The organism is Macrococcoides goetzii, assembly GCF_002742385.2.
Lineage (GTDB): Bacteria > Bacillota > Bacilli > Staphylococcales > Staphylococcaceae > Macrococcoides > Macrococcoides goetzii.
This window is the reverse complement of sequence record NZ_MJBI02000001.1, coordinates 141,670-162,945: the sequence shown is the minus strand read 5'-3', so window position 1 is coordinate 162,945 and position 21,276 is coordinate 141,670. Positions and strand designations below refer to the sequence as shown.

20 protein-coding genes, 1 riboswitch and 2 other annotated features (1 of these 23 only partly in view) are annotated in these 21,276 nt (G+C 33.6%); of the genes, 1 reads left to right on the top strand and 19 read right to left on the bottom strand.

Annotation, left to right across the window (positions count from 1 at the left end; genetic code table 11):
- Positions 1-108, bottom strand: a sequence feature (ribosomal protein L20 leader region) (it extends 17 nt beyond the left edge of the window).
- A 37-nt stretch (positions 109-145) separates the two neighbouring features.
- From BFS35_RS00820 to nrdR, 5 genes are all read right to left on the bottom strand, one after another.
- Entirely contained in the window at positions 146-1,636 is a 1,491-nt protein-coding gene (locus BFS35_RS00820; RefSeq protein WP_099579966.1) for an amino acid permease, read from the bottom strand.
- A 74-nt stretch (positions 1,637-1,710) separates the two neighbouring features.
- Positions 1,711-1,881: riboswitch (Lysine riboswitch) on the bottom strand.
- 124 nt (positions 1,882-2,005) lie between these two features.
- Positions 2,006-3,934, bottom strand: coding sequence for a threonine--tRNA ligase (gene thrS, locus BFS35_RS00815; protein ID WP_099579964.1), 1,929 nt, complete (start codon positions 3,932-3,934; stop codon positions 2,006-2,008).
- Positions 3,935-3,990: 56 nt separating this feature from the next.
- Positions 3,991-4,185 (bottom strand) — a binding site (T-box leader).
- 66 nt (positions 4,186-4,251) lie between these two features.
- The gene (gene dnaI / locus BFS35_RS00810; RefSeq protein WP_170137296.1) at positions 4,252-5,172 is read right to left on the bottom strand and encodes a primosomal protein DnaI; all 921 of its coding nucleotides are present in this window, start codon (positions 5,170-5,172) and stop codon (positions 4,252-4,254) included.
- Complete coding sequence (locus BFS35_RS00805; RefSeq protein ID WP_099579960.1) at positions 5,172-6,527, bottom strand: replication initiation and membrane attachment family protein; 1,356 nt, start codon at positions 6,525-6,527, stop codon at positions 5,172-5,174. Before BFS35_RS00805 ends, dnaI begins: the two co-directional genes overlap by 1 nt.
- Positions 6,528-6,535: 8 nt before the next feature.
- Positions 6,536-7,000 (bottom strand): transcriptional regulator NrdR, encoded by a 465-nt coding sequence (gene nrdR / locus BFS35_RS00800; RefSeq protein WP_099579958.1) that lies wholly within the window; start codon positions 6,998-7,000, stop codon positions 6,536-6,538.
- Positions 7,001-7,149: 149 nt separating this feature from the next.
- Between nrdR and BFS35_RS00795 the strand changes: the two genes are divergently transcribed.
- Complete coding sequence (locus BFS35_RS00795) at positions 7,150-7,860, top strand: SGNH/GDSL hydrolase family protein (protein WP_099579956.1); 711 nt, start codon at positions 7,150-7,152, stop codon at positions 7,858-7,860.
- Between the two features lie 41 nt (positions 7,861-7,901).
- Here BFS35_RS00795 and BFS35_RS00790 read toward each other — a convergent pair whose 3' ends face one another.
- The 14 genes from BFS35_RS00790 to mdh form a co-directional block, all read right to left on the bottom strand.
- A complete protein-coding gene (locus BFS35_RS00790) occupies positions 7,902-8,216 on the bottom strand; it encodes a DMT family transporter (protein ID WP_099579954.1) in 315 nt (104 codons plus the stop codon).
- Positions 8,216-8,536 (bottom strand): DMT family transporter, encoded by a 321-nt coding sequence (locus BFS35_RS00785; RefSeq protein ID WP_099579952.1) that lies wholly within the window; start codon positions 8,534-8,536, stop codon positions 8,216-8,218. The genes BFS35_RS00790 and BFS35_RS00785 overlap by 1 nt, the downstream gene beginning before the upstream one ends.
- Before the next feature lie 139 nt (positions 8,537-8,675).
- On the bottom strand, positions 8,676-9,680 hold the full coding sequence (locus BFS35_RS00780; RefSeq protein ID WP_099579950.1) for a sensor histidine kinase: 1,005 nt from the start codon (positions 9,678-9,680) through the stop codon (positions 8,676-8,678).
- Positions 9,670-10,338, bottom strand: coding sequence for a response regulator transcription factor (locus BFS35_RS00775; RefSeq protein ID WP_099579948.1), 669 nt, complete (start codon positions 10,336-10,338; stop codon positions 9,670-9,672). Before BFS35_RS00775 ends, BFS35_RS00780 begins: the two co-directional genes overlap by 11 nt.
- A gap of 16 nt (positions 10,339-10,354) precedes the next feature.
- Positions 10,355-10,573, bottom strand: a complete 219-nt coding sequence (locus BFS35_RS00770) for a hypothetical protein (RefSeq protein WP_099579946.1) — start codon at positions 10,571-10,573, stop codon at positions 10,355-10,357.
- 155 nt (positions 10,574-10,728) lie between these two features.
- Entirely contained in the window at positions 10,729-11,601 is an 873-nt protein-coding gene (locus BFS35_RS00765) for a class I SAM-dependent methyltransferase (protein WP_158554219.1), read from the bottom strand.
- Positions 11,602-11,694: 93 nt separating this feature from the next.
- A complete protein-coding gene (locus BFS35_RS00760) occupies positions 11,695-12,084 on the bottom strand; it encodes a hypothetical protein (protein ID WP_099579941.1) in 390 nt (129 codons plus the stop codon).
- Positions 12,085-12,201: 117 nt separating this feature from the next.
- Positions 12,202-13,212, bottom strand: coding sequence for a glyceraldehyde-3-phosphate dehydrogenase (locus BFS35_RS00755; RefSeq protein ID WP_099579939.1), 1,011 nt, complete (start codon positions 13,210-13,212; stop codon positions 12,202-12,204).
- A 119-nt stretch (positions 13,213-13,331) separates the two neighbouring features.
- Positions 13,332-13,940: a dephospho-CoA kinase gene (gene coaE, locus BFS35_RS00750; RefSeq protein ID WP_099579937.1), complete on the bottom strand. Its 609-nt coding sequence runs from the start codon at positions 13,938-13,940 to the stop codon at positions 13,332-13,334.
- Positions 13,928-14,845 (bottom strand): bifunctional DNA-formamidopyrimidine glycosylase/DNA-(apurinic or apyrimidinic site) lyase, encoded by a 918-nt coding sequence (mutM, locus tag BFS35_RS00745; RefSeq protein WP_099579935.1) that lies wholly within the window; start codon positions 14,843-14,845, stop codon positions 13,928-13,930. Before mutM ends, coaE begins: the two co-directional genes overlap by 13 nt.
- 8 nt (positions 14,846-14,853) lie before the next feature.
- Positions 14,854-17,475, bottom strand: coding sequence for a DNA polymerase I (gene polA / locus BFS35_RS00740; protein WP_099579933.1), 2,622 nt, complete (start codon positions 17,473-17,475; stop codon positions 14,854-14,856).
- Between the two features lie 249 nt (positions 17,476-17,724).
- Positions 17,725-19,440: a two-component system histidine kinase PnpS gene (gene pnpS, locus BFS35_RS00735; protein ID WP_099579932.1), complete on the bottom strand. Its 1,716-nt coding sequence runs from the start codon at positions 19,438-19,440 to the stop codon at positions 17,725-17,727.
- Positions 19,437-20,147, bottom strand: a complete 711-nt coding sequence (locus BFS35_RS00730; protein WP_099579930.1) for a response regulator transcription factor — start codon at positions 20,145-20,147, stop codon at positions 19,437-19,439. Before BFS35_RS00730 ends, pnpS begins: the two co-directional genes overlap by 4 nt.
- A gap of 150 nt (positions 20,148-20,297) precedes the next feature.
- The gene (mdh, locus tag BFS35_RS00725; RefSeq protein ID WP_099579928.1) at positions 20,298-21,239 is read right to left on the bottom strand and encodes a malate dehydrogenase; all 942 of its coding nucleotides are present in this window, start codon (positions 21,237-21,239) and stop codon (positions 20,298-20,300) included.
- Positions 21,240-21,276: the final 37 nt, after the last annotated feature.

Here is a 21,276-nt window from a genome sequence, read left to right as displayed (position 1 = left end):
AATGCATAATGCACCCGCTAAAAAATAGACATGTCTAACCATGTTATTTAACCCTGTAACTGCCTTTGCGTCTTCAGGGCGAGAAGCGGGATGCTTCTACTTGTCCGTTTCGTATTCAACAGACTTAAGTATAACAGGCTAATATTTATAAGTCAACATCTATTTTTTCATATTCACTCATATCTGTATCTTGAGATAAATCAACTTCTGTTAAAGGAATCTTACGCGTTTTATATTTTAGTTTGTGATAGAAATAGAACGCTAAGAAAATTGGAATACCCATATAAGTAATCAAGAATCCGTTAAGATCGAACTTACCACCTAATATCAAATCAGAATCCTGACCGATAATTACAAATAAACATAGAATAAATGCAAATATAGGACCAAATGGGAACCACATCGCTTTATATTTTAATACTGATGTATCTTTGTTCTGCGCATAAAACGCTCTTCTAAATCGATAATGACTAATTGCGATACCTAGCCAAGCGATAAATCCAGTTAAACCACTTGCTGCCACAATATATTCGTAAGCACCACTGGCAACACGTTCTACTAAGAAGATAATCAGCACCACAATAAACGTTGCAAGTAAACTCGGAATAGGAACGCCTTTATGATTTGTTTCCGAGAATTTACGTGAAGCTAAACCATCTTTACCCATCGCATATAACATACGCGTTGAAGCATACATACCACTATTACCCGCTGATAGAATAGATGTTAAGATAACAGCATTCATAAAGGATGCTGCAAATGCAAGACCAGCATTTTCAAATACTAACGTAAATGGTGACTTCGCAACACTATCTCCACCCATTAAGTTAGGATTCGTGTAAGGAATGATTAATCCGATGACTAAAATAGAAAGAATGTAAAAAATTAAAATTCTCCAGAAAACTTGTTTAATCGCTTTTGGAATTGTTTTTTCCGGTTCTTCTGATTCACCTGCTGTAATCCCAACAAGTTCTGTACCCTGGAAACTAAATCCGGCTACTAAGAACACACCAAGAATCGTTAAGAAAGACCCTGTTAAACCATGACCGACAAATGGAGCATCACCTGTCGTGAAGTTATCAAAACCAATAAACTTGCCACCTAAAATTCCAACGATTGTTAGTAATCCTATAAATAAAAATAATATAACAGTAGCAACTTTTATAATCGCAAACCAATATTCACTTTCACCATAAACTCGAACTGACAATGTATTTAAAAATAAAATAATTGCTAGAAATACTAAGCTCCATGCCCAACCCGGCAAGAAATCCATCGGTGCCCAGTACTTTATGACGCTCGCAGCGATACTCACATCTGCTGCAACTGTAATCACCCAGTTAAACCAATAATTCCAGCCAAGCGCAAATCCAAGAGATGGATCGACGAAGCGTGTTGCATAGGTAGAAAATGAACCTGAAATCGGTAAATATGTTGCCATTTCACCAAGACTTGTCATTAAGAAAAATACCATAATACCAATAATCGTAAACGCAAGTAACGCACCACCTGGGCCAGCATCACGAATCGCTCCTCCAGAGGTCATAAATAAACCTGTGCCGATACAGCCACCAATAGCGATCATCGAAATATGGCGCTGCTTCAATTTTCTTTGTACTCCATTCGTACTTTGCATATATTGACTTCCTTTCAAATATAAAAAATGAGCACACGTATGATACGCGTACTCATTTGAAAGTATAATCATCAAAATTAAGTAGCGCATCACAAATGTGACAGTCTAACACTTGTTCAATGTTAGCCCAGGATATAATGTTCATACACATTATTCCTTCGGCACTGTTTCCTTTCGATAAACTTCGTTTATGTGTATGACATATCCATCATCTACTCATAAACAGTGCAACCTCTACCTCAACGAGGAATATTAAGTTAGTTACTAATATACATGACATCACTTATTATTTCAACCTCTTTTTTTAATACGTTAAAACATTAAATGATGATTTTCCTTTAAAACATAGACTCATAAAAAATCAAATCATTATTTTTTTAGACGAATCTCATCAACTAAATTCCAGATAAACTCGTCGCGATCTAAAGTTTTAGAATCTTTAGAACCATATTGACGCAGGTTTACTTCATTATTCTCAACTTCTTTATCTCCTACTACAACCTGGTAAGGGACTTTATGCATTTGTGCTTCACGAATTTTGTAGCCCATCTTTTCATTTCGGTCATCAATATGACAACGAACACCTTGAGATTTTAACTCATCATATAATTTACGCGCATAGTCATAATGCACTTCATTGGAAACCGGAATAATTTCTAATTGATTTGGAGCAAGCCAAGTAGGATATGCACCTTTATATTCTTCTGTTAAGAAAGCAACAAATCGTTCCATTGTTGAAATAACACCACGGTGAATAACTACCGGACGATGTTTCTCGCCGTCATTACCAATGTATTCTAAATCGAAACGTTCCGGTAATAAGAAGTCTAATTGAACTGTAGATAAAGTTTCTTCTTTACCTAACGCTGTTTTAACCTGTACATCGAGTTTTGGACCATAGAATGCAGCTTCTCCTGGTGCTTCTTCGTAATCTAAGCCCATTTCATCAACCGCTTCTTTAAGCATTGATTGCGCTTTTTCCCACATTTCATCATCCTGGAAATATTTTTCAGTATCTTCTGGATCTCTATAACTTAGACGAAATTTATAATCTTTAAATTTGAAGTCTTTATATACATCTATTACAAGTTGCACGACACGGATAAATTCATCTTTAATCTGATCCGGACGAACGAAGATATGTGCATCATTTAAAGTCATACCACGAACACGTTGTAATCCACTTACAGCACCACTCGCTTCATATCTGTGCATTGTACCAAGTTCAGCGATACGGATTGGTAATTCACGGTATGAATGTGGTTTATTTTTATAGACCATCATATGGTGTGGACAGTTCATCGGACGTAATACCATTTGCTCATTGTCCATCTCCATAACCGGGAACATGTCTTCCTGATAATGATCCCAGTGTCCAGAAGTTTTATAAAGATCAACTGAACCCATAACTGGTGTATACACGTGGTCATAACCTAATGCAACTTCTTTATCAACAATATAGCGTTCTAATTCACGACGGATAGTAGCACCATTTGGTAACCATAACGGTAAACCAGGTCCAACAAGTTGATTTGTAGTAAATAACTCTAATTCTTTACCAATCTTTCTGTGGTCACGTTCTTTACGCTCTTCTAATACCTGAAGATGTTCTTTCAAAGCTTTTTTATCGAAGAAGGCAGTACCATAGATACGTTGTAACATTTTGTTGTTCGCATCGCCTCTCCAGTATGCACCGGCTGTAGATAATAATTTAAATTCTTTAATTTTCGCAGTTGATGGCACATGTACTCCACGGCAAAGGTCAGTGAATTCACCTTGAGAATAGATTGTTACATTCTCATCAGCAGGAATCGCATCGATTAACTCCTGTTTGTATGGATCATCTGCAAAAATTTGTTTAGCTTCATCACGACTTACAACACGACGTTCAATCGCAATATTTTCTCCGACAATCTGACGCATAGTCTTCTCGATTTCCGGTAAATCTTCGCTTGAAATCTTATGCTCTGTATCGACATCGTAATAGAAGCCTTCTTCAATAACAGGACCTACACCGAAATGTACATTACCATACATACGCTTTAGCGCTTGAGCCATTAAATGGGCAGTTGAATGACGTAATACTTCAATACCTTCAGGAGACTCAGGCGTGATGATTTCGATGTCTCCATCTGTTTCAAGTGCTGTTGATAAATCAACCATCTGTCCATTAAATTTTCCTGCTAAAGCTTTCTTCTTTAAACCTGGACTGATTGATCCTGCGATTTCTTCAGTTGTAACGCCAGCCTCAAAACTTTTTACATTACCATCTGGAAACTTAACATTAATTTCACTCATTCAAAACGCCTCACTTTTTTATTTTATTTTAAACAACAAAAAAAGACCCCATCCCAAAAAGGGACGAAGTCAATTCGCGGTACCACCCTAATTACTGATCACTCAGCAACTCTGCATAAGATAACGGTCTTGAGCCGGACAATGATTAGTTGTCATACCAATAAGGGAGTAACAATCTACCTTAATTACTGATTCTCAGCACCATCAGCTCTCTAAAAATTAATGATAGACTATCTTATCCTTACAATTTATATATACGAATTTAGTTTTGTTGTTTGTTAATACATATTATACACTTATTATCGTAATTTTCAAACTTATTTCTCACGGCGATAATTTTTCCCTGATAACATATATTCATCACTTAATGTTTCGATACGCTCCATAATACGTCGCGCCTTCGTTTGTTCTGCACCTTGTTTCGTTATTGATAAATGATGACTTAGTTCTTTAAAATCAAAATTAGAGCTAAAGAAAGTCGGCATATTATTCATCATACGATAATTTAATATCGGCCCTAACACTTCATCACGTACCCATGGTGTTAAATCTTCTGCACCGATATCATCGAGCATAAGAACAGGCGTATTCTTTACTCGATTTAATCGCTCGGTATATGTACCATCGTTAAAACCAGATTTTAATTCACGGATAAATTCCGGAAAGTACATTAACGTCGTATAAATATGACGCTCTTTCAATTCATTTGCGATTGCACCTAAAATAAATGATTTTCCGGTACCGAATGGTCCATGGATATACATACCTTTCGTATCGACACCCTTTGCGATATCTCTGCATACCATCCCTGCACGTCTCACAATATCTATTCTCGTTTTATCATCGAGATAAATATCTGCAAGCTTTGCATTCAGGACATCTTTTGGCATATGAATTGCCGTTATAAACTGCTTCATCTTTTGTTCTTCATCATAAGCAAGCTTAGAAGGGCATGGTAAATGTCTGATCTTAATGTGATTATTTTCAATATATAGTTCAGGTGTGTGACCAGGGACAAAGTTCTTACACTGGCCATAAGATGCACAATCCTGGCACATAATTGAAGAATCTTTATATTCCTGGAGGACAGATAAATCATTATCTATCATCTGCTCAGTAACATGATTAGCACCAATAAACGCACTTATTTCAGGATCTTTTATCGTTTCCTGTTTAATCTTTTCAATACGCTTAAAAATTTCACTGTTAGCGTTTAATATTGATCCCATTGGTTTCATCATTTATCCTCCTCCCATAATTGATTGAGTTCTTGCTGTAACTTACGACGTTCCGCTTCCAGATCGACATTTTCATCAACTTTATTGCTTGCTATCGATTCATCCGTTAACCATTTAGGTGTCATCTCTTTAGAAGGCGGTAAATATTGTTTCGGTCTACTTGATTTATCTTTACGTTCAGTACGTTTCTTATCCATCGATTTTACAAAATGATAAGCTTCCTGACTTGTTTTTAAATTTTGTTTCTTCCAGTTAGAGGCTATCTCTTCAATATACGCCTGCGGTAGTTTCATATCCTTTGTAAACAATACATATTGAATAAGAATATTAAACACGCCATATGGCAGTTGTTCACGTTCTAATATAGATTCAATCATGCGTTTCTGCTTTAAGGTCGGTTCTGATTTACTGAATGAAGTAAGCATATCGATTGGACTGGTTGTATCCAACATTTCAAACCAGTTCAGTAGAGTGCTCGCTTCCTTATCTTCAGACTTTATATTATCTGACTGTTCCTGAACCTGCAAAGTAGGTAATGCACCGTCGTGTTCTATCTTATAGAAATCACGTGCATTTTTACGCAATTCTTCATGAGAGATCGTTTGATTGCTTGTAAGTGACTTCAAGATAATCTGACGCATTTCTGTAGGTGCAATATCATATAATGCAGCAAGCTGAGAAATTAAATCACGCGTCTTCTTTGGTAACTGTTCACTTGTGATTAAATTCTGTGACAACAATGTTTCAAGCATATCAAAATCAAATGTCTGATGATGAATAGGAATACCATATGGGTCACTTTGTTTAATAATCTCACTATTATATTCGAATACAACGGGTTCAGGAGATTTCGGGGTACCAAATACGTCCATATATTTACTTGAAATATCACGATAACCATCATAATCTATATTATTTGTAAAATATCTGCTTTTCAACACTTGATAACGATGCTTACCTACCTGCTGATATAAGAACACAGAAAGCATAGGGTCATTAAAAAATTGTGCAGGCATTACAGGACTGATTAATTTATAGATAAACTTCTGATTACTATCATCTATCCTCATATACGTCTTAAGTAAACCAATTGCTTCAAGCCGTTTGCGAATCACTTCGAAATGACTCAAATTCATCTTCAGCTCACTTAAGAAAATATAATGTGTGTAATCGTTACTAACCTGGTTATAGTCATTTAAAAACTGACTTAAGAACTGGTAGACACCGACACATTCAATACCAATTAAAGGTGTATAAAGTGTCTTAAGAACATCTTCTGTCAGATGCGTACTAATATAGTTTGTCGTGACGGTAAACTGATCCGTACCATTTAATTCCGTAAAATAATGCTGCATGCTGACACCTACTTCTTATCTTTATCGTTCAATAGACCGCTCATTGTACGTAATAACTGATCGACATCTTTAAATTCTTTATAGACAGACGCAAACCTTACATAGGAAACCTGATCTAAAGTCATTAGATGCTCCATCACCAATTCACCGATATCAACCGAAGACACTTCCGTCTTACCTTTTTCACGTAAAGCAGTCTCAACATCTGTCGTAATTTTTTCAAGTGATTCAAAAGCAACAGGTCGCTTCTCACATGCACGGACTAAACCATGTAACACTTTATCACGGTTGAAAGCTTGTCTTGTGCCGTCTTTTTTTACGACGATTAATGGCTGTAATTCAATTCTTTCGAAAGTAGTAAAACGTGTACCGCATTCTTCACATTCTCTACGTCTTCTGATTGCAGTCAAATCGTCTGCATGTCGTGAATCAATCACCTTCGATTGATTAAAACCACATTTTGGACATTTCAAGACAATCACCCCTTTTTTTATTATTATTTAATTATACATGAATACGAAACAATTAAAAATCCATAAGATTACACTGTTATGGGTATATAATAAACTATATGAATAAGTTAAAATTAATAAATTAAAAACTTTCCAAAAGGAGAAAACTGATGAGACCGAATTATATCCATTTACCAAAGTTAGAAGAAGGACATCCTGTAAACAAATTAAGAGAAAGCTTTAATCATAGAAATGAAGTGATACTTTATCATAACGACCCTGTAGGAATCGTCTTTATCGGTGATTCAATTACTGATTACTGGGATATAGAAAGCTACCTGCAATTAAACAATGGCAAACGAATGATTAACCGTGGCATTGGAAACGATCGTACGCAATGGGTACGCGACCGATTTACAGCAGATAGTATCCAGTTGAAACCCGATTGGATTGTCTTATCGATTGGCATTAATAATACGAAAGAGCTCGACATTGATCAAAGCGATGACAACCAGCAACAAATCAAGTCACGCATCCTTGAAGATATTGAAGCAATGATTATGATGGCAAATGAAAATAACATAAATATTGCAGTTACTACACTCACATCAACGAACCGACCTAAATTAGAAGGATTTATAACGCGCTCAAAACTTGTTCAGATAATTAATCACGAAATTAAACAACTATGTACAGAACATGATGCATTATTTATCGATTACTATACACAGATGACTGAAACGAAAGATGGCATCGACTATTTACGAAATGAACTTACAGATGACGGACTACATCCGCATGTATTCGGCTACGACATTATGGCAAATGTTATTGAAGCAACATTTACCGATATTTATCCGATACAATTAAAGCAAAGATAAAAAAGTGTCACACACCAAATACGGTATGTGACACTTCACTTTTAATGCAACAACTTCAATCCAATAGTACTCGCTAAAATTAAGCCCATAAAAAATAAACGTAATACATTCTTCGATTCTCCGTAAAACAAAACCCCTACAATTGCTCCACCTACTGCACCAATACCCGTCCATATAGCATATGCAGTACTCATCGGAATTGCGATTAACGCAACGGAAAGAAAATAAAGACTACATGCAAATGTAAATATCAGCAATAAAACATAACGCTTTTGATGTGTATTTGAATACATATTAATCACGACAACACCCAGCATTTCAAAGATACCGGCAAGTACTAAAATTAACCAATACATTACTTCGCCTCCTCTGGTGTTGCCATCTTAAGGCCGATGACACCGATAATTAATACACTAATTAATATAACTTTCTCAAAACCTAACGGCTCATTGAAAAATACTACATCTGCAATCGTTACTAACGTTGCGCCAAGACCAACGAATACAGCGTAGCTTGTACCAACAGGTAAATATTTCGATGCATTCAGCAACAAATAGAAACTGATCGAAACACTGATAACAGTAAGTATCCACTCATACGAATTATCAGCATGGGCTAGACCAATTACCCAGCACATCTCAAAAATCGCCGCAACGATAATTTTAATCCAGTTCATAACATACCTCACTATCAACATAATAGTGAATAGTATAACATATACAAAATTTCATTTTAAGAAATGAGTTTTCCGAACTTAATTCAATGATAAAAACATCTAAATCCAATAAATTTCAGCTGAAATATTGAATATAAGTTTATCGATATACTAATAAGTATCTTGTACCCTTATTTGAGGACATTATGTTCAATTCTATATTTAACTTCTCACATATATTTCTTATTATTTTATTTCCTTTAGTATCATTAGAAACTTGATTCACGTCATACCCTATACCAAAATCAATAATCTCCAATTTATTTTGGTTAAGATTTATAATTAATTTTTCAGTATGTGAATGTCTAATAATATTTGAAAAAATATTATCTAATAATCTTTCAAAAAACAAAGCTTCTGATTTCCAAATTACATTTTCATCCAAATTCGTTTTAATACTTATTTTATTCTTCTCTAATAAATAATTCCACTTCATTAATGAATTTATTACAAATGAATCTATGCTACAATCAACCATAAAAATATACTGATCTATGTAATCAATTTCTTCTGTTTCAGAAACTTTCTTCACTAATTGATTAGTGTACATTATCTTAGAATATATTTGATTGGTTTTTTCTTCAGGTATTTCATATTCAATAGCGAGTTCATAAAGTTCTAACATTATCGCAGTAAGCGGAGTGTTGATATCATGAGATAATTGTTTAATATGTTCCTTTTTCGTTTTATTTTGCTGTTCTAATAACGCCTCCTTAAACCTCAATCTATCAATCAATTTATTAATTGCACCTGATAAGGCATTAATTTCATCTTCACTATCTAAATGATATATTAACTTGTCAGGAAAACTTTCATCATATGTTATACGTTCAACAGTAGAGTGGATATTATTAATTCTAGATATTACCTTTTCAAAATACTTAGACCCTATCCAGACTAGAAATAACAAAAAGATAAAATAAAAAATATAAAAATTGACGTAAAAGAATGAACTTTGAAATTTCCAATCAAAGTTAAAGACATAAGTAAAACCAGTATAAGTTAATAAGAATAAATAATTTAATAATATAAAAGTAACAGGAATCAAAAATACACCAAATGCCATAATATAAAAATACTTTTTCAATAGCTTTTTATTTTTCATTCTCATTCAACCTATAACCTATACCATAAATTGTATGAATAATTTTACCATCATGATCATTTAACTTATCTCTTAACTTTTTAATATAAACATTTAAACTATTTTCATATGTATCACCTTTTGGCCATACATAATCAATTATTTTTTCTTTTTCTAAAATGACATTTTTATTCTGAAATAAATAAAAGAATAAATTTCTTTCTGTTTTTGAAAATTCTATTTCATTATCGTGGCCATCAAATACCATTTTATTTATTATATCAATTTGAAAATCATAAAAATTGTCCATAGATTTTGAATATGTAAAATTTATTATATTTTCAATTCTTGCAATTAGTTCTAACGGATGAAAAGGTTTTGTTAAATAATCTTCGCCATTCCTTAACCCATCTAATTTGCTTTCAATATCATTCCTTGCAGATAAAAAAATAATAGGGATATTATTATTACCTTTTCTAATTATCTTTGTCAGTTCAATTCCATTATCAAATGGTAACATGATATCCATCAAAATAAGATGGATATCATCTAACTGCTCAATTACATTTTCCCCTGTCGGATTAACAAATACTTTTGCACCTTTTAATTCTATTAATCGTTTTATGCTTGAAGCAATAATACTATCGTCTTCAACAATGAGAATATTAATCCCTTTCATAAAGATCCCTCACATCTTAATTAACTAAATATAAGCCCAATGCGTAAAAAATAATATAACCTAACATTAGATATACAAGTATGATATTACGTTTTTTAGTAAATATTTTTTTATTATTAATATTTGAATCATGATCAATGAAATGCATAAAAATGAAACTTACCGCAAGTATAAATGCTAATCCTAATAAACACATTGCAAAAACCATTAATAATGAACCGAAATTTCCTATCATATTATTACCTTCTCTCATATTTTATTAAGCAGATTGAGATTACTAATCCTGCTTAATAAAAATATAAGCGTCAATTCTGAAAAACTTATGAATAAATAGTCAATTCTATAAAATTTTAAAATATTTTATTAAATATTAATTTCTATTAGCAGACATTACTTCATCCCTCTTAATATATGCGTCGTAATAATATTTGTATCCCATTGTTTTTCACCAAAGTCATATAAACGCATACGCTCAGCATACTTCTGATTTACACGTTGTATCATTTTATCAACTTGTTCAAAAAATAGATTATCTTTATTTTGATTTCTAACACGATTCAATATTTCTACTTTCGTTTTAAGTTCAGATTCAATTATCGTTATCGCCCACGTTCGATCACTTGCAGGATGGTCCGGTGTAAACTGTTGCGTTACATAATCAGAACTTACATTATGAAATTTATATTGTTCCATCTGCTTTGACAGTTCCGCTTCATTCAATTTATATTTTGCTAAATTATAAGATGCTAATTCATTTCTATCTGTCTCAAGCTTTGCCCAGAAATTATTCTCAAATACATCATTCTCAATACACTTCGCTAATCTTCTAATATTAGTTACATTTGATAAACAGATACAAATACCTTCAGGCTTTAAGATACGTCTTTGTTCATTGAAGAATACAGAAGTTTCAACATGTTCACATACTGTGTTTGAAATCACAACATCAAAGCTTTCATCATCAAACGGCAGCTTACTGATATCTCCAATAATAAAGTTAACATTATTTATATTATCTTTGGCAAACTGAATAAATAATTCATCTCTGTCCACACCTGTTATTTCAGCGTTCGGATACCAACGTTTTAATGACTCACTAAGAGCGCCAGGTCCACAACCAATTTCAAGAACTTTTATATCAGATTGTGGTAAATCAAAGTGTTTCATATAATCATATTTAAAACGATCATCAAATCTTAATTTGCGGCTTAAATATAACGTATCGATTCCTTGAATTTTGCTAGACCAAACTGTACTCATCATCCTCAGCCTTTCTCCGTACATCTTTACTCCATTTTAACTTTTTATATAAAATAAAAACACCTCTCAATCAATAGAGATGTCTTATTCTTTATCTTATGTTATCAAACTACTTATATTGCTAAAGAACATCACAAATTCATTTCTACTCACATTCATTCTTAATGAAAATCCAGATTCAGTTGCCACGTACGACGTCAACTCACCATAGTCTATATTTATATAAAAAGTGACATCTTCTCCAGAAACATCAATTGTAGTAATCCAGATATTTGGTTCAGTAAAATAATGGTCACCTATTTCCAGTAAATTATTAAATACCGGTAAATCTATATCCATAAAATATGTTGTAACAGGAATAGAAATTGCTGAACTTTTTAAAGTAAATTCTACTTCTACTAGTTCATCCTCAACGGATAGTTTTGCTGTAAGTGATAATTGATTATCATCAAAATTTTTGTCTTTTAATTCGAATATTTTTCTCATAAGCTTCTCCTGATTAACTTTAATAACTATACTTTCAATACACATCTTTTCTCTATTTTAACTTTTTATATAAAATAAAAACACCTCTCAATCAAGAGAGATGTCTCATTTTCTAGATTAATTCGCTAATTTTTCACCCATTAATACTGCTAATTCTACAACACGGGTTGAGTAACCCCATTCATTATCATACCAAGATAATACTTTCACTTTAGATCCTTCCATAACGATTGTTGATAATCCATCTACAATTGAGCTATGTGGATTTGTATTAAAGTCTACTGATACTAACGGCTCATAAGTTACATCTAAAATACCTTTAAGTTCGTTGTCAGCAGATGCTTTAAGCGCTTCATTTACTTCTTCAACAGTTACTTCTTTCTCTAAATCTACAACTAAGTCTACTAAAGATACGTTTGTTGTAGGTACACGTAACGCCATTCCATGTAATTTACCTTTTAATTCAGGTAATACTAATGCTAAAGCTTTCGCTGCACCTGTAGAAGTTGGAATAATACTTTGAGCACATGCACGTGCACGGCGTAAATCTTTATGTGGATTGTCTAAGTTCTTTTGGTCATTTGTATACGCATGAACTGTCGTCATTAATCCGTTCTTAATTCCGAATTTATCATTTAACACTTTCGCTACTGGCGCTAAGCAGTTTGTAGTACATGAAGCATTTGAAATAACATCATATGTATCTACATCTAATTGTGCACAGTTCACACCGCGAACGATTGTTTGAACATTTCCTTTACCTGGAGCTGTTAATAATACTTTCTTCGCACCTGCTTTAATATGAGCTGACGCTTTCTCTGCATCATTAAATTTACCAGTTGCTTCGATAACAATATCAATATTTAACTCTTTCCATGGTAATAATTCTGGATTACGTTCGGAAACTAATTTAATTTCTTTACCATCAACGATTAAAGCATTGTCACCAGGTTCTACATCTAATTCAAACTTACCATGAGTAGTGTCGTACTTAGTTAAATGTGCTAGTGTTTCTGGAGGATAGCTCGCGTTGATCGCAACTACTTCTAAATTATCATTTAATAGTGCTGCACGGAACACCATTCTTCCAATTCTTCCTAACCCATTAATCGCTACTCTTGTTTTCATCATATCTTCTCCTTCGCAATGTGTTATACTAATCTCTTTCATTAGTATAGCACAATGATTGCGTTAAGGAAGCGTTTTCTTTAAGAAAATTATTTTCATAATTTTCTTAAAATTAACGTTTATACATAGGGTTGAATGAGCAATTCCAGTTGATGATACAATGATTGTAAGCTACCGCTATTATCAATGACTTTATCAGCTTTTTGTTTCTTTTCTTCAATTGATAGTTGTGATGATACTCTTGACACAGCTTCTTCCAATGATAACTGATTACGTGCCATTAATCTTTCAATCTGAACTTCTTTTGGAACATAAACCACCCAAACTTCATCAACTGTATGCTCTAATCTATTTTCAAAAAGTAATGGTATGTCCATTACTACGGGTTTATCAAGTGCTAGCCCCGCTTCTTTTTCCGCTTCCATAATATCTCTTACACGTGGATGAACGATCGCATTTAACTTTTCTCGTTGATTTTTATCTTTAAAGATTATCTCACCGAGTGCTTTTCTATTTAACGTTCCGTCTTCCTGTATTACTCCATCTCCAAATACTGTTCTAATTTCTTCTAATCCAGATGATCCTGCTTCGACTGCTTTGCGACTTGCAATATCTGCATCAACAATGATGAATCCATTGTCCGCTAAATATTTTGCGACTGTCGACTTCCCACTTGCGATACCACCTGTTAAACCTATAACTGTCACATTCACACCTACTTTTGACATTTTTCGCAGAAATGCGTATTTCTTGTTGCAATCACTTGTGTCGTTATATCACTATTACATATCTTACATTGCTTTAAGCCATACACATTAAATTTACTTTGCATATTGCCGCTTTCACCTTCTACATTGCGATAGTCCGAAATACTGGATCCTCCATATTCGATACCTTTATTCAATACGTCCACTATCGCTGAAAAGAGTTTCTTCTTTTTCTGAGTGGATAATGTATGTGTAATATGCGTCGGTAAAATACCTGCTAAATGTAATGCTTCACATGCATATATATTGCCACATCCACTTACAACACCATGATCCATAATGACCTGTTTAATCGGTTTATTCATATATTTATTGAGTTTCGATTGCTGTATGAAATGTGCCATTGCGTTATTTTCAAAAGGTTCTGGTGCAATAGCCTGATCAAAGGTTGCAAAAGCTGCTTCATCTAGTATTTTAAATTCTCCAAAACGCCTGATATCTGAATAGATCATCTTCTGTCCATCTGATAATTCAAACTGAACATGCCAGTGTTTCTTATAATTTGAGATCGGAATTTCTTCAATACTGCTTTTCACAAAGAAAGCGCCGGCCATCCCTAAATGGCCGACTAAATATATTTTAGATGTTTGTTGCTGCTCTAATACTTGTTCTTGCTCTATGAAATGGCTTCCTGGTTTCATTAATTCAAAAATAATATATTTACTTCTACGGTTTACGCTTTCAATAACTGTATTACTTACAATGGCCTTAAAGTCATCCAGCTCAATCTGCTTAATGATTGTTTCTTTACCTTGTGCTTTACCACGTTTAACCGCTTCTGAGAATGCTACGTTTATTATTGCTTTATTTAACACATGCGGTCTTAAACCTCTTACCACATGTTCGACTTCCGGTAGTTCCGGCATATTTCCACCTACTTTGCTTCATACCAACTTTCACCAGAATCATATTCTACTTCAAGTGGTACATTAAGTTCAATTGCATGCTCCATAATATCTTTTACAAATAGACTAAACGCATCTATTTCATCTTTTGGAACTTCAAAGATCAATTCATCGTGTACTTGTAATAACATCTTCGCTTTAAAGTTTGTCTCTTTCAGCGCTTTATCAAACTGTACCATCGCAAGTTTAATAATATCTGCTGCACTACCCTGGATTGGCGTATTCATCGCAGTTCTTTCTGCAAATCCTCTTAAATTAAAGTTCTTACTCGTAATATCAGGAATATATCTTCTTCGCTGCATAATTGTAGTTACATAACCATCCTGCTTCGCTTTCTGAATAATATCATCCATATATTGTTTCACTTTCGGGAAGCTATCCAGATAATCATCGATAAATTGTTGTGCTGCTTTTCGTGTGATACCTAAACTTTGACTAAGACCATAATCACTAATGCCGTAAACAATACCAAAGTTAACAGCTTTTGCCTGACGACGCATATTGCTGTCTACCTCATCTTTTTCAACATCAAAAACTTCCATCGCTGTCTTCGTATGAATATCAATACCATGTGTAAATGCTTCCATCATACTCGCATCTTCTGTAATGTGAGCAAGGACACGCAATTCAATTTGAGAATAATCGGCAGCAAAGATTACCATGTCATCTCCACTCGGAACGAAAGCTTTTCTAATCTTTCTACCTTCGTCTAATCTAACCGGTATATTCTGCAGGTTCGGATCTATTGAAGATAGACGACCCGTTTGTGCGATAACCTGATTAAATCGTGTATGAATCTTCTCATCATCACCTATTAATCGTTGTAACCCTTCGACGTACGTTGATTGTAGTTTAGATAATGTACGATATACTAAAATATCATCGATAATCGCATGACTACCTTGTAACTTTTCTAACACATCCACAGCTGTTGAATAACCTGTCTTCGTCTTCTTAATAATCGGTAACTTTAACTCTTCAAATAGAATCACACCTAGTTGTTTCGGTGAGTTAACATTAAATGATTTGCCGGCATGATTATAGATACTTTCTGTTAAAGCATCTAATCTTTCTTGTATTTCACCTTGCATCTCAATTAATGTCTCTTTATTCACTTTAATACCTTGAAGTTCCATCTTTGCAAGCACTAGAGCAAGTGGTAATTCAAGTTCGTCATGTAGCGCGAGTTGTTCATGGGCAATTAGCTTTTCTTTAATCATAGGTGTTACGTCATTTATAAGATGCACTTCATTTGCAATGTGCTGATACAAAATTTCTCTGTCAGGTACATGCGCTTTCGCACCTTTACCGAAAATATGATCATCAGATTCCACATAGTTTAATCCAAAATCATGTCCGAGTTGCGCTACATCAACCACTGTAGATGATGGATTCAATAAATAATTGGCCAGCATCGTATCAAAGGCGATACCTTCAACATTTATGGATAAGCGTTCGAACATTACTTTAACTGCTTTCGCATCATACACATGTTTTTTTACATTTTCATCTTCCAGCAATGTGATAAATGACTTATTCTTCGTAATATCTTCAGGTTGTACAACAAATGTTTCGTCATTGTATATAATACCTAATCCTAATATTTCATTCTTCAAATAATTGTCCTGATAGCATTTTAAGTGTAGCGCTATAGCATCAATGGATTTAAATTCAAATGACTGATAATCGCCATTAATTACGATTTCTTTACTGCTCTCAATTTGACTTGTTGTATCAAGATTTTCCAGCATTTGCTTAAATTCTAATTCTCTGAACAGTTCAATTTTTTTCGTTTCATCTTTATCCGGAATGACAGTATCAGCTAATGTTACTTCTATCGGTGCATTCGTCTCAATTGTTGCAAGTTGCTTACTCATGATGGCATCCTCTTGATGATTTGTAAGATTTTCATTAAGTTTCTTCGCAGTAATCTTATCTAAATTCGCAATTACACCCTCAACAGTATCATATTCTAATAACAATTTAATCGCTGTCTTTTCTCCGACACCAGGTACGCCAGGGATATTATCCGACTTATCACCCATTAAGCCTTTAAGATCGATAATTTTCTCAGCACCAAATCCATATTTTTCTTGAATGAATTGAGGTGTATATTTATCAATATCTGTAACACCTTTTTTAGTGTAATAAACGGTTACATAATCATTGACGAGTTGCGTTAAATCTCGGTCACCGGTTACGATAATTGTTTCCATCTTTTGTTCGGCTGCTTCTTTTGAAAGTGTTCCGATAATATCGTCTGCTTCATAATTATCTAATTCGTAATGCTTTATTTGGTAAGCTTCTGCAAGTCGTCTAATGTGCGGGAATTGTTCACTTAATTCCTGAGGTGTCTTCTGACGTCCTCCTTTATATTCTCCAAACGTTGCATGTCTAAATGTTGTCTTCCCTGCATCAAATGCGATTAAGAAATGCGTTGGTTTTTCTTCTTTAATTAACTTTTCTAAAATTAACGTAAAACCATAAATTGCATTCGTATGTAACTCTGATGAATTCTTTAGTAAAGGTAATGCATAAAAGGCACGAAACGCGATACTATTTCCATCAATTAATATTAGTTTTTCTTTCATTCTTCTACCTCCATCGTATGTCTCTTATAGTCTATCATATCTTGAATTCAGGACATATTTAAAGGGACAGCATTTTGAAAATAAAAAAACACAAGTGATTGCTTCAGGATCACTTGTGTTTATCTTCTTCTAAAATGAAGGGGTCTATGTGCAATTATAGTTGAACATTGTTAATTTAATGTAAAGGTGAAGTAAATATGAAGTAAAGTTTCAAGTTGTAAAATAAATATTAATATAAATAATGAAATATTAATATAAATGTTGTTTTAAAATTACTCTAAAAGTAGTACCTACACCTACTTCACTTTCCACTTCGATTTCGCCTTTAAAGACTTCTACAATGTGCTTTACGATCGCAAGCCCTAATCCTGTACCACCTGAATCACGGCTACGTGCTTTATCTACGCGATAGAATCTTTCAAAGATACGTAGTTGTTCTTCTGGTGCAATACCGATGCCTTCATCTGTTATCTCTAATATACAATTACGATCTTTCTGATAAACTTTTACCGTAATCGTAGCGTCTTCGTATGAATAATTAATCGCATTCGATAATAGATTTATTACGACTTGTTTTAATTTGCTTGATTCAGCTAACACATATAAGTCTTTTTCGAAATCCAGGTTAAATTTAATATTTTTCTTTTCTGCGAGTGGGTGCACAACTTCAACGCTGTTAAATACTTTTTGAGGTAAATTGACTTTCGTCATTTCAAAATGATTCGCCTGTTCAATTTTAGACAGTTCGAGTAATTCACTTACAAGCACCTGGATACGATTAGACTCTTTCAAAATAATCTCTAAAAACATATCAAGTGTTTCAGGCTCATTTTTAGCTCCATCGATTAATGTTTCAGTAAAGCCTTTGATACTAGTGATCGGTGTCTTTAATTCATGAGATACATTTGCCACGAAGTCTTTACGCATCTGTTCTAAAGACTTAAGTTGAGTAATGTCGTGTAATACGATAACGATACCTTCTATTTTCTTTCGTTTCTTTGATAGTACTGGTACTACAGCAACATCAAAATATTTCTTGTGGACGTTTACTGTAATATTCAATGTATCGTTGACCGGTTTTTCTATCGCTATCGCTTCTTTAATCATCTGTTTAATCGATTGATTTTTAATTACTGTTTCATAATGACCATGCGTTATCGGTTGACGTTTATTAAAAAGATTAATATATGTTTCGTTGGCAATTGCCACTTCTCCATGATTGTTTACAAGCATTGTTGCACTTGGAATATTCTGTAATGTTGTCTCTAATCGATTACGTTGTAATTTCTGCTCATTGTTCAGATTCTGGAGTGTTCTGGCTAGAATATTTGTAGATCTAAATAAATCTTTTGTCTCAGTAACACTACTTTCAGGTACGCGTACTTTATAATTACCGTCAGATAATAACTTTGAAGCATATGTCACTTCTTTAATCGGCTGGATATAGCTTTTATTGATATAACGTACAATGATAAATATTATCGGAAGCATACATAATAATCCGATACCAAAATATTTTATGATGATCTCTTCAATGTCATTGATTGTTTTTATTTCACTCAAAATATATACAGTTTGTTTATTCTTATAACGCAGTAAACTTTTCTCGTTTGAACCATCATAACGATAATTTACTTTATCTTTATTTTCTAATGTATATTTTGTAATAAAACGATCAAATTCATGTTTCGATATCCCAGACGTTTTATAAATAATATGCTGATCTTTATCGAGAATAAGAATTGATGAATTGTATGATTTTTCATATTCATGTATTAAATCTTCAACACGTTTGTCGCCACTTACATACGCTTCAAAGATCTTTGCATCTTTTGTTAACCCTGCTTTATCTCCATCAATAAATTGCTTCGCAAGCGTAAGATACAAAAGTGTTCCCAGTAAAAGAAAACTTACAACAATAACTGTTGTAAGTATTAATAACAATTTACTTTTAAAACTGATCATTCGCGTTTTGGACTTTCTAATTTATATCCAAGACCTCGAACAGTCTTAATGTATTGTGGCTGTTTTGGATTATCTTCTATCTTTTCTCTTAAGTGACTAATATGTACATCAACGATGCGAGAATCACCAGCAAACTCGTAGTTCCAGACTGAATTAAGCATATGTTCACGTGTAATTACTCTTCCTTGACGTTCTATCAAATATATTAATAATTCAAATTCTTTAGGTGTTAAATCAAGCAATACATCATTACGATAAGCTTCAAAATGTTCAGGTAATACTTTAATCTTACCGATAATAATTTCTTTATTATCCTTTTCATCTTCGACTGTCTTAATCGTGTTTGATCGACGAAGAATCGCTTTTATTCGAGCAATAACTTCCCTTGGAGAAAACGGTTTCGTCATATAATCATCTGCACCTAATTCTAATCCAAGTACTTTATCAAATTCATCATCTTTGGCAGTTAACATTAAGATCGGTACTTGATTTTTCTCGTTTCTAACAGATTTACATACTTCTACGCCGTCCATTTTAGGTAACATTAAATCTAATACTACGATATCTGGTTTTTCACTGAAAATCTTTTCTAGGCCTTCTTCACCATCATAAGCTGTTACAACTTCGAATCCTGATTGTTGCAAATTATATTGTAGTAAAGTTACGATAGATTGTTCATCGTCTACTACCAGAACCTTTTGACTCATCCAATCCCTCCAAATAATTATCATATTCATTATATATTAAAAGAATATTGAAATGCTACAACAAATCAACATTCTTCAAGCTATAACAGAATAATTTACATTCTCTTTACAATTAGAAGGATTATCAATCTATCGTTTAAAATATTCATATTAATTTGAAGACTTTAATGATTGGATCGTATCTTTAACAGCATCTGCAGACTTATTAAATGCTTGTTGTTCTTCATCTGTAAGTTGCAATTCAACGACGCGCTCAACTCCATCTTTATTTAACTTAACTGGTACACCGATATAAATATCTTCCTGTTTATATTCACCATTTAAATATGCAATAGCTGGCAATACACGGTTACTATCATTGATAATTGCTTCAGCCATCTCAATCATCGCCGCAGCTGGTGCATAATAAGCAGATCCCGTGCCTAATAAATTTACAATTTCAGCACCGCCATTACGCGTTCTTTCAATGATGCCATCAATTGTTGCTTCATCCATTAAGTCTCCAATCGGTACGCCACTCACCGATGAATAACGGATTAATGGCACCATCGTATCACCGTGTCCTCCTAACACAAATCCAGTAACATCAGTCACTGCCACATCTAATGATTGTGCTACAAATGTTCTAAAGCGAGCTGTATCCAGCACACCTGATTGACCGATAACACGATTCGGTTCAAATCCAGATGCTTTATACACAGCATAAGTCATTGCATCTACCGGATTCGTAAGCACGATAATTATACAATTCGGTGAGTATTTTACAATTTCTTTCGTCGCAGCTTCTACAATACCTTGATTAGTCTGAACTAGATCATCACGCGTCATACCTGGTTTACGTGCGATACCTGAAGTTATCAATACAACATCTGAATCTCTCGTATCGGCATAATCATCACTTGCTTTTATGTCGACATTTTGATGTAATATTGGCATCGCCTGCATAATATCTAATGCCTTTCCTGTTGTAGGATCTTGACTTCCATACGTATCAACAAGGACAATATCAGCTAATCCTTTACTTGCAGCAATAAACGCAGCTGTAGAACCAGTAAAACCACTTCCTACAATCGAAATCTTTTTCTTTGTCATGATTAATCCCCCTTATTATTTTAAAAAAAGGATAGTA